Origin of the sequence: Haemophilus sp. HMSC071C11 (assembly GCF_001837655.1) — a bacterium.
GTDB classification, from domain to species: domain Bacteria; phylum Pseudomonadota; class Gammaproteobacteria; order Enterobacterales; family Pasteurellaceae; genus Haemophilus; species Haemophilus influenzae.
Genome location: NZ_KV833400.1, coordinates 151,021 through 169,304, shown reverse-complemented (window position 1 = coordinate 169,304; position 18,284 = coordinate 151,021). Strand labels below are relative to the sequence as shown.

Here is an 18,284-nt window from a genome sequence, read left to right as displayed (position 1 = left end):
ATCAACCTACTAAAATACCCTATAAATAATGTACCTATTAATAATTAGTTGATTTGGCTCAAGTAAAACTTCTATACAAAGATTATAATTAACTCGTTTTAGTTATTACTCGATCTTACTGTGGGGGACGATATTATGAGTAACTTTAATCAAATAAGTCGCCGAGATTTTGTCAAGGCGTCATCTGCGGGAGCTGCACTGGCAGTTTCAAATCTTACTTTACCTTTCAATGTAATGGCTAAAGAGACACAACACCTCAATGAAAATAGTCAGGAACGTATTGTTTGGAGTGCTTGTACAGTAAACTGTGGTAGCCGTTGTCCATTACGAATGCACGTAAAAGATAACCGAATCACTTATGTGGAAACCGATAATACGGGGACAGAAACATATAATCTTGATCATCAGGTTCGTGCTTGTCTACGTGGACGTTCTATGCGTCGTCGAGTGTATAACCCAGACCGTTTAAAATATCCAATGAAACGTATAGGTAAACGCGGAGAAGGTAAATTCAAACGAATCAGTTGGGATGAGGCTTTAACTGAAATTGCAGACGCATTGAAACGCAATATCAAAAAATATGGCAATGAATCAATTTATTTAAACTATGGTACGGGAACACTCGGTGGCACAATGGCTAAATCTTGGCCTCCTGCATCCACTATGATCGCTCGTTTTATGAATTGTATTGGTGGATATTTAAACCATTATGGTGATTACAGCACCGCACAAATTGCAGTCGGTTTAGATTATACCTATGGTGGTGGTTGGGCATTGGGAAATGGAATGGCTGACATTGAAAACACCAAATTAATAGTGTTATTCGGTAATAATCCTGCAGAAACTCGTATGAGTGGAGGTGGTTTAACTTATTGTATTGAACAAGCCAAAGCTCGTTCCAATGCCAAAATGATTATTATTGATCCTCGTTATAATGATACTGGTGCAGGGCGTGAAGATGAGTGGATCCCAATTCGTCCGGGTACTGATGCAGCCCTTGTTGCTGCCCTTGCTTATGTAATGATTAAAGAAAATCTCGTGGATCAACCTTTCTTAGATAAATATTGTGTTGGTTATGATGAAAAAACATTACCCGCTGACGCCCCTAAAAATGGTCATTATAAAGCCTATATTTTAGGTTATGGTGATGATGATGGTATCGCTAAAACCCCTGAATGGGCGGCTAAAATCACTGGTATTCCAGCGGAGAGAATTATTAAACTCGCACGTGAAATTGGTAGTACAAAACCTGCCTTTATTTCCCAAGGCTGGGGGCCTCAACGTCGTAGTAATGGAGAATTAATCTCTCGTGCCATCGCGATGTTACCAATCTTAACGGGTAATGTTGGAATTCACGGTGGTAACACTGGTGCTCGTGAAAGTGCGTACAGCATTCCATTTGTGCGGATGCCAACGCTGAAAAATCCCGTGAAAGCAAGCATTCCAATGTTTTTATGGACAGATGCAATTATTCGCGGCACAGAAATGACCGCACTTACAGATGGTATTCGTGGTGTTGATAAATTATCTTCCCCCATTAAAGTAATTTGGAATTACGCAAGTAACTGTTTGATTAATCAGCATGCACAAATCAATCGTACCCACGATATTTTACAAGATGATACCCAATGTGAAATGATCATTACTATTGATAATCATATGACATCTACTGCCAAATACAGTGATATTTTATTACCAGATTGTACAACTTCAGAACAAATGGATTTCGCTTTAGATGCCTTTGTATCCAATATGGCCTATGTCATTTTTGCAGATCAAGTGATCAAACCATCTTTTGAATGCAGACCTATTTACGATATGTTGAGTGATTTAGCTGAGAAAATGGGCGTAAAAGAAAAATTTACTGAAGGAAGAACACAAGAGGAATGGTTACGCCATATTTATGAGCAATCTCGAGAAAAATTACCTGAATTACCTACTTTTGAAGAATTTAGACAACAAGGTATTTTTAAAAAGGTTGATCCTAATGGCTTTAAAGTTGCATACAAAGATTTCCGTGATAATCCAGAAGCCCATCCACTTAAAACGCCATCTGGCAAAATTGAAATTTATTCTTCTCGTCTAGCTGAAATAGCAAAAACTTGGAAATTAGCAGAAGATGAAGTAATTCATCCTTTACCAATTCACGCCCAAAGTTTTGAGCATTACGGCGATCCATTAATGGAAAAATATCCGTTACAACTAAGTGGTTTTCACTACAAAGCAAGAACCCATTCAACTTATGGCAATGTGGATGTATTAAAAGCAGCTAATCCACAAGAAGTTTGGATGAATCCTATTGATGCAGAACCTCGTAATATTAAAAATGGCGATATGATTCGTATCTTTAATGATCGAGGCGAAGTACGTATTAATGTAAAAATTACCCCCCGTATTATTCCAGGGGTTGTGGCATTAAGCGAGGGGGCTTGGTATGCACCAGATAAAGATCGTATCGATCATTCAGGTTGCATTAATGTACTTACGACACAACGCCCATCACCGCTTGCGAAAGGTAATCCGCAACATTCTAATTTAGTTCAAGTGGAACGTTTGTAGGGGGATAATTATGGAACAATATGGTTTTTATTTTGATTCTGAACGCTGCACAGGCTGTAAAACTTGTGAATTAGCCTGTAAGGATTACAAAGATCTTGGCACAGAAGTCAATTTTCGTCGTATTTATGAATATACAGGTGGTCAGTGGAATCAACAAGCAGATGGATGCTGGCATCAAAATATATTTGCTTATTATATGTCTATTTCTTGTAATCATTGTGCAGATCCTGCTTGTACAAAAGTTTGCCCAACTGGTGCAATGCACAAAAATGCAGATGGTTTCGTGATCGTCAATGAAGAAATTTGTATCGGTTGTCGTTATTGCCATATGGCATGTCCTTATGATGCACCGCAATATGATGCACAAAAAGGTCATATGACAAAATGTGATGGATGTTATTCTCGCGTAAAATCAGGTCAAAAACCGATTTGTGTTGATGCCTGCCCACTACGCGCATTGGATTTCGCTCCTATTGATGAACTTCGAGCAAAATATGGCACACAAGCCTCCATCGCACCACTACCACCGGCTGATATCACTCAACCAAATTTAGTGGTAAAACCCAATAAACACGCTCGTTTAAGTGGCGATACAAGTGGGTTCTTAGGAAACCCAAGAGAGGTGTAAGATGAATACAGGATTATATGAACTGCCACTAGTATTTTTTACAGTTTTGGCACAAAGTGCGGTCGGTGCTTGGCTTGTTTTCACATTTGTACTATTAAATGAGAAAAATACAAAAAGTCGCACTTATATTCATAAAGTAATGTTTGTGATTTTGGCTTTGCTAGGTATTGGATTTATTGCTTCCATTATGCATCTTGGCTTACCTATACGTGCATTTAATTCACTTAATCGAGTCGGCTCATCAATGATGAGTAATGAAATTGCCGCTGGTGCAATATTTTTCGCATTAGCAGGTTTCTACTGGCTGATTGCAATTTTAGGTAAAATGCCAGTTTCACTTGGAAATGTATGGCGAATTGTGACCGCCCTTATCGGCATACTATTTATGTATGTAATGAATCAGGTTTACCATATTACAAGCATACCAACTTGGAATAATGCATTAACCTCTTGGTCATTCTATCTTACCGTTGTATTAGGTGGATTAACATTGAGCTATGCGTTATTAATCCCTAATAAACAACGTGAATATCAGCTTCAGCATCTGCCAAGTTTATTTGCCATTGGAGTATTATTGGTCGCAATAGTAGCCATATATCAAGGCTTCAATTTACACAATATTCACAGTGCTATTCAAAATGCCGCTGACCTCGTACCAAATTATGCCATAATGACCGTAACTCGCTTATGTTTACTTTCCATTGTAGCTTTCCTCTTATTCCGAGTGAAAAACATAGGACTATTAGGTATTTCCGTTCTATTAACGTTAGTAGCGGAAGGCATCGGTCGCGTATTATTTTATGGATTACATATGACTTACGGCATGGCGATTGGTGGTTAAATTATGTTGAGGCGTATAGCATACGCCTCAATTTTTAGAAACGTTAATTAGTAATATTTAACCAACCCTCATATCCCCATTCACTAATGACAAATTGTTTTCGGAGATACTATGCAAAATACCCTTCAACAAATTTCTATTTATGGGCGTTTACTCGGTGCAGTATTTTACTATGAGCCTAATGATGCACGACTTACTGATATTTTGACATTCTTTCGCCAACCAAATTAGATGCAAGAATGGGAAATTTCATTTGATGTAAAAACATATAAAAAAATCACCGCACTTATTGAAAAAGGGCTGCAACAAAATATCACTGAACAATATCAGTATTTATTTATTGGTCCAAATGAATTACCTACGCCACCTTGGGGATCTGTATATCTTGATCCTGAATGTGTTATTTTTGGTAATTCTCTCTTAGCATTACGCGATTTCTTACAACAACATCAAATCGCATTTCAAACACAACAAGATGAACCAGAAGATCATATTGGCTTAATGCTAATGCTTGCTGCATATTTAGCAGAAAATCAACCGCACTTATTAATCGAATTTCTACGTGAACACTTCTTAACTTGGGCGTATCATTTCCTTGAACAACTAAGCAAAATAGAAAATTCTGATTTTTATCAAGCTCTTGCATTACTTACCATAAAAACTTTACAACAATGGCAAGTAGATTTACATATTAATGTGCCGACAGTAAGATTTTATCGATAATGAAAAACGAAGCCTATTATCAGGCTTATTTAAGCCACCATCACATTTCTCGTAGAGGACTATTGCGTCATGTATTTCCAGCTACAAAATCAACAATAGAAAAAACGCAATCTCGTCCTCCCTTTTCAGCACGAGAAGATTTATTTTCCGCCGTCTGCAATGGTTGTAGGGAATGCGCTTCAGCTTGCCCTAATGGTTTAATTCAACTAAAACAGCAACAAGCCACCCTTGAAATTGACTACGCACCTTGTGATTTGTGTGGTAAATGCGCAGAAGTTTGTCCGACAAATGCACTACATCCTAATTTTCCAGCGGATACATTACTTCGTCCACAATTTTCCTCAGCCTGTTTAATTCAAAAGAATCAAACCTGTCCAGACTGCCAAACCGCTTGCCCACAACAAGCAATCTCCAGCACTTTAGAGATTGATAATGAACGTTGCAATGGGTGTGGAGAATGTAAAATTACCTGTTTTGTCGCAGCCATTACACTTAAATAAAAAACCTTAATTTTCCACCGCACTTTCCTTCTAACATTTGACACCCCTAGCCCTTACACCTATTATTCCGTAGTTATTTATTTAAGATTTACGGAACAAAATAATTATGGTGAATAAAACCGCTCAACTTAAACAAGCTCTAGAAAATCGCATTCTCATTTTAGACGGTGCGATGGGGACGATGATCCAAAAATATAAACTGACCTAAGCCGATTTTAGAGGCGAGAAGTTTAAGAAAAGTGCGGTCGATTCTGTCGCAGAATGGTGCACTTGGCCAGTGGGAGAACTTTTAAAACACGCCCTTGTGAAAGGGATTACCACTTGCCAAACATTACCAAGCCCACTAGATGTGATTGAAGGCCCGTTGATGGCTGGCATGGACGTAGTCGGCGATTTATTCGGCGATGGTAAAATGTTCCTGCCGCAAGTGGTGAAATCCGCACGCGTGATGAAACAATCCGTGGCGTATTTAGAGCCGTTTATTAAGGCCACCAAACAAAAAGGTTCCAGCAACGCTAAAGTGGTGATTGCAACCGTAAAAGGCGACGTGCACGATATCGGTAAAAACATCGTAAGCGTGGTAATGCAATGTAATAACTTTGAAGTCATTGACTTAGGCGTGATGGTGCCGGCGGACAAGATCATTCAAACTGCTATTGATGAAAAAGCGGATATCATCGCATTAAGTGGCTTTAGTGGTGAATGGGCAGATTACGTGCCACCAACGCCAAAACAAACGGGCATTGTGGAATTTAAAAACGTACCAATTGCCGAGTTGCGCAAATTTATCGACTGGTCGCCATTCTTCCGTATTTGGGGCTTGATGGGCGGCTATCCGGATGCCTTTGATTATCCTGAAGGTGGCAAAGAAGCACGTAAAGTATGGAATGATGCGCAAGTGGTTTTAGATGAATTAGAGCAAAACCACAAACTCAACCCAAGCGGTATTTTAGGCATTTTCCCTGCAGAACGTGTGGACGATGATGTTGTGCTATTCTCTGATGAAGAACGCACGAAAACAATTGGCACCGCTTACGGCTTACGCCAACAAACGGAACGTGGTAAAAACAGCAAGAGCCCATTTAACTTCTGCTTAAGCGACTTTATCGCCGATCGCGAAAGCGGTAAAAAAGACTGGTTCGGCATGTTCGCCGTCTGTGCGGGTGTTGAAGAAATGGATTTAGTAGAAGGCTATAAAGCTGCAGGCGATGACTACAATGCTATCTTACTACAAGCTGTGGGCGACCGCTTAGCTGAAGCAATGGCGGAATACCTACACTTTGAGCTTCGCACCCGCATTTGGGGCTACACGCAAGAAGAATTTGACAACCAAGGGTTAATTAATGAAAATTATGTTGGCATCCGACCTGCACCGGGTTATCCAAGCTGCCCGGAACACACGGAAAAAGCCCTGATTTGGGATTTATTAGAAGTCGAACAATGCATCGGCATGAAACTCACCGAAAGCTACGCCATGTGGCCGGCAGCTTCCGTCTGCGGTTGGTACTTCACCCACCCGGTAAGCAATTATTTCACCTTAGGTCGCATTGATGAAGACCAAGCTCAAGGTTATGCCAAACGTAAAGGTTGGGATGAGAGAGAGATGATGAAATGGTTGGGTGTGGCGATGAAGTAAAATTTATCTAAATGGAAATAATAAAAATGGATTCATCAAGCATTTTAGAATTAGAGCATCATGATGCCAAAGCGTTTTTCTTAAAACATGAAAGTTATTGTAATATTGATTTACCTAGATATTTTTCATTTACAAACTTATTACAAAAAATCTCAGAAGAATTATCAGATAAGAGCCTATTAAACTTTGATCGTAACACGCATAACAATGCTAACCAAAGACCTGATATTGCAAATAATGAGATGGTAAATCATCTCATATATGCCAATAAAGATGGAAAACTCTCTTGGAGACCACTACAAATTATCCATCCATTAGTTTACGTAGATTTAGTTCATAAAATCACAAAAAAAGATAACTGGGAGAAGTTAAAAAAGCGCTTCAAAGAATACCAAAACAATCCCCAAATTGAATGTCTTAGTATCCCTGTGAAGTCCAATAGTCAATTAAAGGATAAAGCTAAACAAATCCTGAAATGGTGGGAGTCAGTGGAACAAGAGTCTATTTGCCTTTCACTTGAATATGAATATGTTTTTGATACTGATGTGGCTGATTGTTACAGCTCTATATATACTCATTCCATAGCATGGGCTATAGAAGGTAAAGACATAGCAAAAAAGAATCATAGATTAACGCTATTAGGAAACTCTATAGATAAAAAAATTCAGAACTGCCAATATGGGCAAACTAATGGAATCCCACAGGGCTCTATCTTGATGGATTTTATTGCTGAAATGATATTAGGCTATATCGATATACTATTAAGTGAAGAGTTAAAAAATAAAGGGATTTCAGAATATAAAATATTACGCTATAGAGATGATTATAAAATTTTTGTTAAAAATCATAGCGATGGAGAAAATATATTAAAGTATCTATCAGAAATAATGATGTCTTTTGGATTAAAATTAAACTCTAGTAAAACTAAAGGTAGTCAAGATATAGTTACTCAATCAATAAAAAAAGATAAACTAGCTTGGTTAAAAATTGCTAATAATACAAAAAACTTACAAAAGAAAAGCTTAATTATTAGACAGCATAGTATTGAATACCCTAATTCAGGAAGTCTTAATTCAGCACTAAATGAATTTGATCAAGCTATAGAAAAAGAAAATAAGCAGAAAATTTATTTAAGTTTAGAAGAACTTATTAATTCATTAAACACTTCTAATAATAGTATAGAAAAACTATCATCAAATACAAAACAAGTAATAAGTATTATTGCTGATATTGCATATTGTAATCCTAAAGTAATACCTGTTTGTTGTTCTATTATTAGTAAATTATTTACTAAGTTGGAAGACTCAGAGCCTATAAAGAGGCTCGTTTATAATAAACTAATAAGAATGCCAAATTCTGGCTTTGCCCAAATATGGATGCAAAGAATGCTAAAATCTGATCTAAATAATTTTAATTTCTCAGAAAAAATGTGTAATCTGTATAAGGGAGAAATTTCTTTATGGAATAATGATTGGATAATTTGTTCAAATATGTTAAGTATCTTAAAAGACACTCCCGTATTTCAACAGGATGAATTTTCTCAATTAAGTAATACTATGTCTAATGACGAAGTCTATATTTTTGATTATTAATATTCTTCTATGATGGCACAAGCGTCCTCGCTTGTGCCTATCAACTGAAAGTGCGGTCAAAAAAGCTAAAGAATTTTGAATATTGGTTCTGCCTACGATTATGCGTAGAATTCACAATGTTTTTATTAAACAGCACCAGCGTGGATGCTGGCGCTATCTTTCTTTATTAGCACAATCTGTTGGTGCACGCTTCCTAGCGTGTGCCTAATTTCACTAAAAAACACCTGAAAAACTAACCGCACTTTATTTACTTTCTAGGGCACCGTTAGGAAACGCGTGCCAGCATAAACATTAATCACTAAAAGTGCGGTGAAAATTTTCAACGTTTTTAGACTTATTGCAACAACCAATCCACCACATAAATCACTTCAATCCCATCAATTTCTGTTTGTTCATAATATTTCCCCGTAATTAAAATCTTTTTATAGTTATCTTTAATATGCAAAAGATTATCTGTTTCGTGGGTATTTTCAGGGATTTCAAAGGCGACTTGTACATATAAAATTTCATCAGCTTTTCGGGCGATAAAATCAATTTCTTTGCTGTCGAGTTTACCCACATCAACGGTATAACCTCGTCTAAGCAATTCAATAAAGACAATATTTTCTAGGCGATTGGCATAATTCGCGCCTTTTTTGCCGATAGCGTGTCGTCTTAAACCGTTATCCACAATAAAATATTTCGCATTGGTTTTTAAATAGCCTTTTCCGCGAATATCGTATTGTTTTGCTTTATAAAAAAGAAAGGCATTTTCTAACAAATCAAGATATTTGCTTATGGTGTGATTTGAAGTGGGAACACGTTCGGACGTGAGCGTGTTGCTAATTTTGCTTGGATTCACCAACTGCCCTACGTTATCCGCTAAAAAGAGAATTACACTTTTAAGAATATGCGTGTCTTTCACTCCAGCTCGGTGGGCAATATCATTTAGCACGATGGAATCAAAAATACCCGATAAAATCGTTTCTTTTAAAGGCTCATCAGCCATCACAACGCTGGGGAAACCGCCATATTTTTCATATTCCGAATAGAGTTTATCGACCAATCTTGATTGGCTATCCACATTTTTGGCGTGCAAAAATTCTTTGAAAGAAAGCGGGTAAATTTTGATTTCTACATACCGACCGCTTAACAACGTCGCAAGCTCACCGGAAAGCAAGTTGGCATTGGAACCTGTAATCACTATATCGGTGTTAAAACTTACGCGAAGCGCATTGACGATTTTTTGCCAACCTTCCACAAACTGAATTTCATCAATCAGAAAATAGATTTTCTCTTGAGAAGACGGCATTTTTTCTTGAATAAGCTGTTGGAAGTCTTGAGCGTCTTTCACCCATTGATATTCAAAAGATTCAAAATTGAGGTAAAGAATATTTTCAGGGGAAATTCCTTGTTGTTGAAGGTAATCACGGTATTGCATGAGTAGCACTGATTTACCAGAACGACGAACACCAGAGATGACTTTGATAAAATCAGTATCTTTAAATTGAATCAGTTGCTGTAAATAATTTTCACGAGAGATCATAGTTTTACTCATTGGAAGTTAATTTCATATTTGTAAAAAGTGTACAAAAATTGGAAGTTAATTTCCATATTTTATTTTTTTGTGTGTGTTTGGAATTACATTTCCAGTTTTTATTGCATTTTTTAGTCTCATTCCAATCCCTTGCACAGTCCCCAATTTTCGCTATCATACGCGCTTTCTTATTTTTCGGAATTTTGTATTTATGAATAAATTAAAGATGGCATTGCTTGTTGTTTTCCTTGTGAGTTTATTTGCTTGTACTACAACACATCAGTCGAAGAAGACTGTTAAATCTCGATTTTTAAAGAATAATAGATTAAATAAGATTTCTATCATTAATATCTATACAACATAAAAATTCATTAAATCTCTCTTGATATTCTCCCTATAATGGTGTTAAATCGCTCACATATTGTGAGGTTATATCTAATTAAAGTTATGTGTCAATTACTCGGAATGAATTGCAATACGCCAACGGATATTGTTTTTTCTTTTGAAGGTTTCCGTCGTCGTGCAGGTTTAACAGATTGCCATTCAGATGGCTTTGGAATCGCGTTTTTTGAAGGACGTGGTGTACGTATTTTTCGTGATAATCAAGCAGCCAGTCTTTCCCCCATCGCAGATTGTATAAAACAATATAATATTAAATCTCTTAATGTTATTGCGCATATTCGTAAAGCAACACAAGGCGAAGTCAATATTGAAAACACCCATCCGTTCATTCGTGAAATTTGGGGACAAAACTGGGTTTTTGCGCATAATGGTAATTTAAAAAACTTACCAGATATGACAGATCATTTTTTACAGCCAATAGGTTCTACAGATTCTGAAGCTGCTTTCTGTTATATGGCTGAATATCTTAAAAATACTTTCCGCAAAAAACCAAGTGAAATGGAAATTTTTGAAGCAATTCAAAAAGTAACAAAAGAACTTGCTCAACACGGTACGTTTAATTTCATTCTTTCTAATGGCGAGTGGATGATTGCACATTGCTCAACAAACTTACATTATGTTATGCGAAAAGCACCTTTTGGCAAAGCTCACCGTATTGATGATGATGGAGTAATTGATTTTAGCTATTATGCAAAAGCAGGAGATAAGGTCAATATCATCACAACATTTCCTTTAACCAAAAATGAATCTTGGACAAAAATGGAAAATGGTGGATTTGTGTTTTTTAAAAATGGAGAGAAAATCGCCGAAGTTATTGGGACGCCAAAAGAAGCGATTGATGATGGTACTTTAGGTAATAGGACAATAAATTCTGCTATTTAAATGTCAATGTAAATAAACTTCCCCTTATTTTTATAAAAGAATTTTATATCTTTTATAAGAATTATAAAAATCAAAAACCTCTAAAAATGAAATAAAAAGGTAAGAATAGAAAATACTATTCTTACCAACTAAATCTTCAATATTTTTATAAAGCAATATTCAAATAAGGAATATGAATATCTAACCAGCGATAATCCAAAGTCCACCTAGAAGATCAAGCATAAAATTGTTTAAAAACAATAAGATAAACATAACGACCATCGGAGAAAAATCAATCATTCCTAATGTAGGTAATAATCGACGGATTGGTTTTAAAAGTGGTTCGGAGAGTTGATAAAAGGCATAACTTATAGAATTATTACCTCGATTAAACCAACTTAAAACAGCCCCAATAAAAAGCACATAGAAAATAGCTAAACCAATGCTTTTCAATACAGTTAATACGCCCAATACTAAGAGTACATTTACTGATAAGCCAAAATAAATAATACCTTTTAACATACCAATAATAAATACAAGCAGTAATGCGGAAGTATCGATATTTTTCACAGTAGGCGCAATTTTACGCAGAGGTTTTAATATTGGATCAGTCATTTTGACTGCAAATGTTGAAACAGGACTGTAATAATCCACACGAGCAAACTGCAACCAAGCTCGTAAGATTACTACAAGTGCGTAAAGATTAATAATTGATCCGATAAATAATGCGGTTTGGGATAATTCCATCATAACCATCCTTTTCTTCTAAAATAAATATATGGTGTCAGTGCGGCTGCGATCATTAATCCAATTGCCATTGGATAGCCATATTTAAAATGTAATTCAGGCATAAAATCAAAGTTCATACCATAAGTGGATGCAACTAATGTTGCAGGAAGGAACATCACAGAAACAACTGAGAAAAATTTCATAATTTTGTTCTGTTCAATATTGATGTAACCCATTGCAGCTTGCATTAAAAAGTTTACTTTTTGGAATAATGATTCATTATGCGGTTGCAAAGATTCAATATCTCGTAAGATTTCTCGTGCTTGTTCTAACTGATTAGTTGGTAAGCGAGTTTTGCGAACCAAGAAACCTAATGCACGTTGAGTATCCATCAAGCACAAACGAACTTTTGAGCTGGTGTCTTCTTGTTCCGTGAGTGTATTTAATGCTTCATCAAAGGCTTCATCTTGTTTTCCGTTTAAAATAACGCGACTTAACTCTTCCAAATCTGCATAAATATTTTCAATCACGTCCGCTAATTGCTCAATTTTCGTTTCAAATAAATCCAGTAAAACTTCATAGGAATTGCATTCTAACAAACGCTGGCTACGTGAACGCATACGGTATAAACGGAATGCGGGTAGCTCGCGATCACGCAACGTAAATAAACGACCATCACGAATAGTAAAAGCAACGCTCGCTAAATCAGCATAATTGTCTTCATCTTCGCAATAAAAAAATGAGTGAAGGTGTAAACCATCTTCATCTTCAAAGAAACGGGCGGAAGCTTCGATATCTTCCAGTTCTAGAAAAGATGCTAGGCTCTGACCTAAGCCTTCTTGTAGTATTTCACGTTCTTCGCCTGTCGGCTCAAGTAAATCAAGCCAAATGGCAGTATTGAGATCAGTTTGGTCTTCGTCAATACGAACCAAGCGGGAATCATTGATAGCAAACGCATTGATCATTTCATACTCCTTATAGGATTATGAACAGCTAACAGTGAACAAATTAAAGAAGAAACGAAAGTGCGGTAAAAAATCGCAAAGTTTTCGTTAAGAGATGCCGAAACAACGGTAAATTTACCGGCGAACGCACGCCGATAATAAAAGGCGAGCGTCTAGAGCGATATTCGGTATCGACTATGACTGTCCAAAGTGTGTGTCCTTCTCGTTAAAAAATCGGGCGAATGTTACGCTTGAAAGCGGTGTTCGTCAAGTTTTATCAAAAAACTATGGCAACATTTCGCCCTTATTTGAAAAACTAATCTCTAAAATTATTAAATTGGAATGGCTGACCTAATTCAGCACTTTTTACAAGTTGAATCACTGCTTGTAAGTCATCGCGTGACTTACCTGTCACACGCACTTGTTCGCCCTGAATTTGAGTTTGAACTTTGATTTTAGAATCTTTTACTAATTTAGTAATTTTCTTCGCCATCTCTGTTTCAATACCCTGTTTAAGCTTGATTTCTTTACTGTAAAGTTTACCGTGGTGTTCGCTTTCTGCTGGAATATCTAAAGAACTGTGCTCAATACCACGTTTAATGCAAGATCCAATTAAAATCTCAATTAATTGTTCAAGTTGGAAATCAGATTCTGTGGTGATTTTAATCGTTTCATTTTTTTCATTTAATTCAATTACCGCTTCGACACCACGAAAATCATAACGCGTGCTAAGCACACGGTTTGCATTTTCCACTGCATTACGAACTTCGTGTAAAGTAATTTCAGAAACAATATCAAAAGATGGCATAGTCTTCTCCCATTTTATTAAATTCGATCATTGGCACTTAGAAGGCATAAAAGTGCGGTTAAGTCGGCGAAGTTTACCACAATTTGCGCTTGTTGTTGCACTTTAGGTTTAGCATGGAACGCAACACCTAGTCCCGCCACATTCATCATTGCCAAGTCATTTGCACCGTCGCCGATAGCAATAGAATGTTGGGAATAAATACCGTATTCCTCTAACAAATGTTGCAATGTTTTAGCTTTATATTGGGCATCAACCACATCGCCTTTAACTAAGCCTGTGAGTTTTCCATCTTCAATATCAAATTGATTTGATGCAGCAAAATCAAGTTGCAATAAGGCTTTCAAATAATCCGCAAAATAAGTAAATCCGCCTGAAGCAATTGCAGTTTTCCAGCCATATTTTTGTAAGGTTTGGATCGTTTCAACTAATCCAGACATTAGCGGTAAATTCTCTCTAACTTGCTGCAAAATGCTTTCTGGCGCACCTTTTAATGTACCCACTCGACAACGCAAACTTTGCTCGAAATCTAATTCCCCCCTCATTGCACTTTCCGTAATCGCAGAAACAAGTTCGCCAACACCCGCTAGTTTCGCAATTTCATCAATACACTCAATTTGAATAGCGGTAGAATCCATATCCATCACCAACAACCCTGCTTGAGACAATTTAGGGCTGAAATCTAATTTAGCAATATCCACTTCAACATCGTGAGCAAATTTAATGAAATCAGAAAACCATTGACCTTTCAATAAGACGATAATATTTTTCGCTACCATCCAAACATCAAAAATCTGAAAATTTTGACCGCACTTTTGTTGAAATTTTTCTAGCTTAGTTATGTCCAACTTTGTGCCGTATAAGATAAAAGGCTCTCCGTTCTGTATAGGCTCCTCATTAGCCAAAAGTGCGGTAGGAAATTGTGGATATTTTTGTGTAATACTTTCGAAACATTGAATTTGCATAAAAATCCTGTAAGTTGTGGCGACTAAAAAGATTTTAACCGATGTGAATTGAAAAAGTGAAAATAATTAAAGAAAAACTACTCAATGATACTTGCAACGATTATTTCGCTAAGCCTAGCGATATTTGGCGTTATCTTATTTGGTGTAAAACAAGTATTTTTTAAGTCATTATCGCTGTTCTTATCATAAACTCAAAGAGAAAAAAGTGCGGTAAATTTGACAATAAAATCTAGTAGTATGCGTTTTCATCAATGTCGTCGTAGAATTTGATTATTGTCACAAACTATTAAATTGAGTGCGGATTTTTGCTAAATTTCCTTCAGAAATAAGGTAGAATGCGCAAGATTATTTTTCAAAACGAATTATCACAGGAGAACAAAATGGCAACTCGTAGACAATTAGCCAATGCAATTCGTGTCTTAGCAATGGATTCTGTACAAAAAGCGAAATCTGGTCACCCTGGTGCACCAATGGGGATGGCGGATATTGCTGAAGTATTATGGCGCGACTTTTTAAAACACAATCCAACCAATCCTAAATGGGCTGATCGTGACCGTTTTGTGCTTTCAAATGGACACGGTTCTATGTTGATTTATAGTCTTTTACATTTAACTGGCTATGATCTTTCTATCGAAGATTTAAAACAATTCCGTCAATTACATTCTAAAACCCCAGGTCACCCAGAATATGGTTATGCACCTGGTGTTGAAACCACGACTGGCCCGTTAGGTCAAGGTATCACTAATGCGGTGGGTATGGCAATTGCTGAGAAAACCTTAGCTGGACAATTTAACCGTGAAGGCCATGAAATTGTCGATCACCACACTTATGTGTTCTTAGGCGATGGCTGTTTAATGGAAGGGATTTCTCACGAGGCTTGCTCTTTAGCAGGAACATTAGGTCTGGGTAAACTAATCGCATTCTACGATGACAACAATATTTCCATTGATGGTCATGTTGATGGCTGGTTCAGTGATGACACCGCCGAGCGTTTTGAAGCTTATGGCTGGCAAGTAATCCGTAATGTAAATGGTCACAATGCAGAGCAAATTCGCGCTGCTGCCGTTCTTGCTCAAGCAGAAAAAGAAAAACCAACGTTAATTATTTGTAAAACCATCATTGGTTTTGGTTCTCCAAATAAATCAGGTTCTCATGATTGCCACGGTGCGCCATTAGGCGATGAAGAAATCGCTTTAACCCGCAAAGCACTTGGTTGGGAATATGCGCCATTTGAAATTCCAGCTGAATACTATGCTGAATGGTCGGCAAAAGAGAAAGGTGCTGCAGCAGAAAAATCTTGGGAAGAAAAATTTGCCGCTTATGCAAAAGCCTATCCTGAATTGGCAGCAGAATTTAAACGTCGTGTTTCTGGCGAATTACCAACAAACTGGGCGGCAGAATCTAAAGCGTTCATCGAAAAATTACAAGCAAATCCAGCGAGTATTGCAAGCCGTAAAGCATCACAAAATGCCATTGAAGCCTATGCACACCTATTGCCAGAATTTTTAGGTGGTTCTGCAGACTTAGCAAGCTCCAACTTAACCTTATGGAGTGGTTCAAAACCGATTCGTGCCCACGAAAACGTAAGTGGTAACTACATTAACTACGGTGTTCGTGAATTTGGTATGTCTGCCATTATGAACGGCATTGCCTTACACGGCGGTTTCATTCCTTACGGCGCAACCTTCTTAATGTTCTACGAGTATGCTCACAACGCAGTACGTATGGCAGCATTAATGAAACAACGCACATTATTCGTTTATACCCACGATTCCATCGGTTTAGGCGAAGATGGACCTACACACCAACCAGTAGAACAAACGGCTTCACTACGCTTAATTCCAAACCTTGAAACATGGCGTCCATGTGACCAAGTTGAATCAGCCATCGCATGGCAACAAGCGGTTGAACGTCAAGATGGCCCAAGTGCGTTAATTTTCACTCGTCAAAATCTTGCTCAAATGAACCGCACTTCTGCACAATTAGATGCGGTTAAACGTGGTGCTTATGTATTAAAAGACTGTGATGGCACACCTGAGTTAATTTTCATTGCGACAGGTTCTGAAGTGGAATTAGCAGTGCAAGCAGCCGAAGCATTAAGTGCTGAAGGTAAAAAAGTACGCGTTGTTTCTATGCCAAGTACTAACCGTTTCGATAAACAAGACGAAGCATACCGTGAAAGTGTATTACCTGCAGCGGTAACCAAACGTGTTGCGATTGAAGCGGGTATTGCTGACTTCTGGTATAAATACGTTGGATTCAATGGTCGTGTTGTCGGTATGAATAGCTTTGGCGAATCCGCACCAGCAGATCAATTATTTAAACTCTTTGGTTTCACTGTTGAAAACGTGGTAGCAAAAGCGAAAGAAATTCTTTAAGATTAAACTAAACTAGCTCCTTGATATTCAAGGAGCTTTTTTATTGGCTATTGAAAATTATTGTGAGATATGAAATAAAGAAAGGAATAGATTTATACTTAATTTCTCAGCTTTCTAACGCAAACTACAACTTTTTATTTTCTGCAGTTTCTGGCTCTAAATCTAATTTTGCCATCAATAACTGATCGCCATCTTCTTCTGGATTATCTGTAACAAGTAATTTATCGCCATAGAAAATCGAATTTGCCCCCGCCATAAAACACATCGCTTGCATTTCTTCAGTCATACCACTACGACCTGCAGAAAGGCGAACATAACTTTTTGGCATAGTAATACGTGCAACAGCAATCGTTCGCACAAACTCCGTCCAATCTAATTCTTCCGCATCGGCTAACGGTGTACCTTCAACCTTAACGAGTTGATTAATCGGCACTGACTCAGGTTGCGGATCAAGATTTGCAAGGCTCGCGATTAATCCAGCCCGTTCTTTACGGGTTTCATTCATCCCCACAATGCCACCACAACACACTTTTAATCCAGCTTTGCGCACTTTTCCTAAGGTACTAAGACGATCATCAAAACGGCGAGTACCAATCACTTCTGCATAATGTTCTGGTGCGGTATCAAGATTATGATTGTAATAATCTAATCCAGCTTCTTTTAAATCTTCCGCCATACCGTCTTGCAATAAACCAAAGGTACCGCAAGTTTCTAAACCAAGTGATTTCACGGCTTTAATAATTTCTGTGACTTTCTCAATATCTTTTGGCTTAGGGCCTCGCCAAGCAGCCCCCATACAGAAACGTCCCGCACCACGTGCTTTCGCAATTTTTGCTTTAGCGACGATCTCATCAACATCTAATAACTGCTGATTTTGTACGCCAGTATGATAACGGGCTGATTGAGGGCAATAACTACAATCTTCTGGGCATCCCCCCGTTTTGATAGACATTAACGTGGATAACTGAATCGCGCGAGGATTAAAATGCTTACGATGAACTTGCGTTGCTCGGTAAACTAATTCCAAAAATGGCGTTTCAAATAACGCCTCAACTTTGCAAACAGACCAATATTCTACACTTGGATGAGGTGTAATAGAGTTAATTTGTAATTTTTCCGCTAACATGTTTTTCCTTTGAAAGTGCGGTTAAAAACACCACGCTTTTTATACTTTCTTAATTGATGAATTAGTGTATATGGTAGAA

Annotated in this window: 13 protein-coding genes and 3 pseudogenes; 10 read left to right on the top strand and 6 right to left on the bottom strand. The window is 37.4% G+C overall.

The features are described 5' to 3' along the window. Positions 1-135 precede the first annotated feature (135 nt). The 7 genes and pseudogenes from HMPREF2644_RS01975 (at position 136) to HMPREF2644_RS01945 (ending at position 8,479) form a co-directional block, all read left to right on the top strand. A complete protein-coding gene (locus HMPREF2644_RS01975) occupies positions 136-2,559 on the top strand; it encodes a DMSO/selenate family reductase complex A subunit (protein ID WP_044364421.1) in 2,424 nt (807 codons plus the stop codon). 10 nt (positions 2,560-2,569) lie between these two features. Continuing rightward, the gene (locus HMPREF2644_RS01970) at positions 2,570-3,187 is read left to right on the top strand and encodes a DMSO/selenate family reductase complex B subunit (RefSeq protein ID WP_038441398.1); all 618 of its coding nucleotides are present in this window, start codon (positions 2,570-2,572) and stop codon (positions 3,185-3,187) included. Between the two features lies 1 nt (position 3,188). Next, positions 3,189-4,028: a dimethyl sulfoxide reductase anchor subunit family protein gene (locus tag HMPREF2644_RS01965; RefSeq protein WP_038441400.1), complete on the top strand. Its 840-nt coding sequence runs from the start codon at positions 3,189-3,191 to the stop codon at positions 4,026-4,028. Positions 4,029-4,139: 111 nt separating this feature from the next. Next, positions 4,140-4,751 (top strand): annotated as a pseudogene (gene dmsD / locus HMPREF2644_RS01960) (Tat proofreading chaperone DmsD). Continuing rightward, positions 4,751-5,251, top strand: coding sequence for a ferredoxin-type protein NapF (gene napF, locus HMPREF2644_RS01955; RefSeq protein ID WP_038441403.1), 501 nt, complete (start codon positions 4,751-4,753; stop codon positions 5,249-5,251). The pseudogene dmsD and the gene napF overlap by 1 nt, the downstream one beginning before the upstream one ends. Before the next feature lie 214 nt (positions 5,252-5,465). Then, positions 5,466-6,887 (top strand): annotated as a pseudogene (locus HMPREF2644_RS01950) (vitamin B12 dependent-methionine synthase activation domain-containing protein); the annotation flags it as partial. A gap of 26 nt (positions 6,888-6,913) precedes the next feature. Beyond that, positions 6,914-8,479: an RNA-directed DNA polymerase gene (locus tag HMPREF2644_RS01945; RefSeq protein WP_005659310.1), complete on the top strand. Its 1,566-nt coding sequence runs from the start codon at positions 6,914-6,916 to the stop codon at positions 8,477-8,479. Between the two features lie 334 nt (positions 8,480-8,813). Here HMPREF2644_RS01945 and HMPREF2644_RS01940 read toward each other — a convergent pair whose 3' ends face one another. Then, positions 8,814-10,016, bottom strand: a complete 1,203-nt coding sequence (locus HMPREF2644_RS01940) for an ATP-binding protein (protein WP_032824907.1) — start codon at positions 10,014-10,016, stop codon at positions 8,814-8,816. A gap of 67 nt (positions 10,017-10,083) precedes the next feature. On the opposite strand from HMPREF2644_RS01940, the pseudogene HMPREF2644_RS09465 reads away from it, so the two are divergent. Beyond that, a pseudogene (locus HMPREF2644_RS09465) lies at positions 10,084-10,317 on the top strand (hypothetical protein); the annotation flags it as partial. 125 nt (positions 10,318-10,442) lie between these two features. Further along, positions 10,443-11,279, top strand: coding sequence for a class II glutamine amidotransferase (locus HMPREF2644_RS01935; RefSeq protein ID WP_005647819.1), 837 nt, complete (start codon positions 10,443-10,445; stop codon positions 11,277-11,279). A 180-nt stretch (positions 11,280-11,459) separates the two neighbouring features. On the opposite strand, the gene HMPREF2644_RS01930 is transcribed toward HMPREF2644_RS01935, so the two are convergent. The 4 genes from HMPREF2644_RS01930 to serB form a co-directional block, all read right to left on the bottom strand. Then, a complete protein-coding gene (locus HMPREF2644_RS01930; RefSeq protein ID WP_005655992.1) occupies positions 11,460-12,005 on the bottom strand; it encodes a YggT family protein in 546 nt (181 codons plus the stop codon). After that, positions 12,005-12,952: a magnesium/cobalt transporter CorA gene (gene corA / locus HMPREF2644_RS01925; protein ID WP_005655990.1), complete on the bottom strand. Its 948-nt coding sequence runs from the start codon at positions 12,950-12,952 to the stop codon at positions 12,005-12,007. Before corA ends, HMPREF2644_RS01930 begins: the two co-directional genes overlap by 1 nt. Before the next feature lie 295 nt (positions 12,953-13,247). Continuing rightward, positions 13,248-13,739: a YajQ family cyclic di-GMP-binding protein gene (locus HMPREF2644_RS01920; protein ID WP_005651674.1), complete on the bottom strand. Its 492-nt coding sequence runs from the start codon at positions 13,737-13,739 to the stop codon at positions 13,248-13,250. 17 nt (positions 13,740-13,756) lie between these two features. Continuing rightward, positions 13,757-14,701: a phosphoserine phosphatase gene (gene serB / locus HMPREF2644_RS01915; protein WP_005655988.1), complete on the bottom strand. Its 945-nt coding sequence runs from the start codon at positions 14,699-14,701 to the stop codon at positions 13,757-13,759. Between the two features lie 380 nt (positions 14,702-15,081). On the opposite strand from serB, the gene tkt reads away from it, so the two are divergent. Continuing rightward, positions 15,082-17,079 (top strand): transketolase, encoded by a 1,998-nt coding sequence (gene tkt / locus HMPREF2644_RS01910; RefSeq protein ID WP_005688349.1) that lies wholly within the window; start codon positions 15,082-15,084, stop codon positions 17,077-17,079. A 124-nt stretch (positions 17,080-17,203) separates the two neighbouring features. On the opposite strand, the gene bioB is transcribed toward tkt, so the two are convergent. Beyond that, complete coding sequence (gene bioB, locus HMPREF2644_RS01905) at positions 17,204-18,205, bottom strand: biotin synthase BioB (RefSeq protein WP_005655985.1); 1,002 nt, start codon at positions 18,203-18,205, stop codon at positions 17,204-17,206. Between the last annotated feature and the right edge of the window lie 79 nt (positions 18,206-18,284).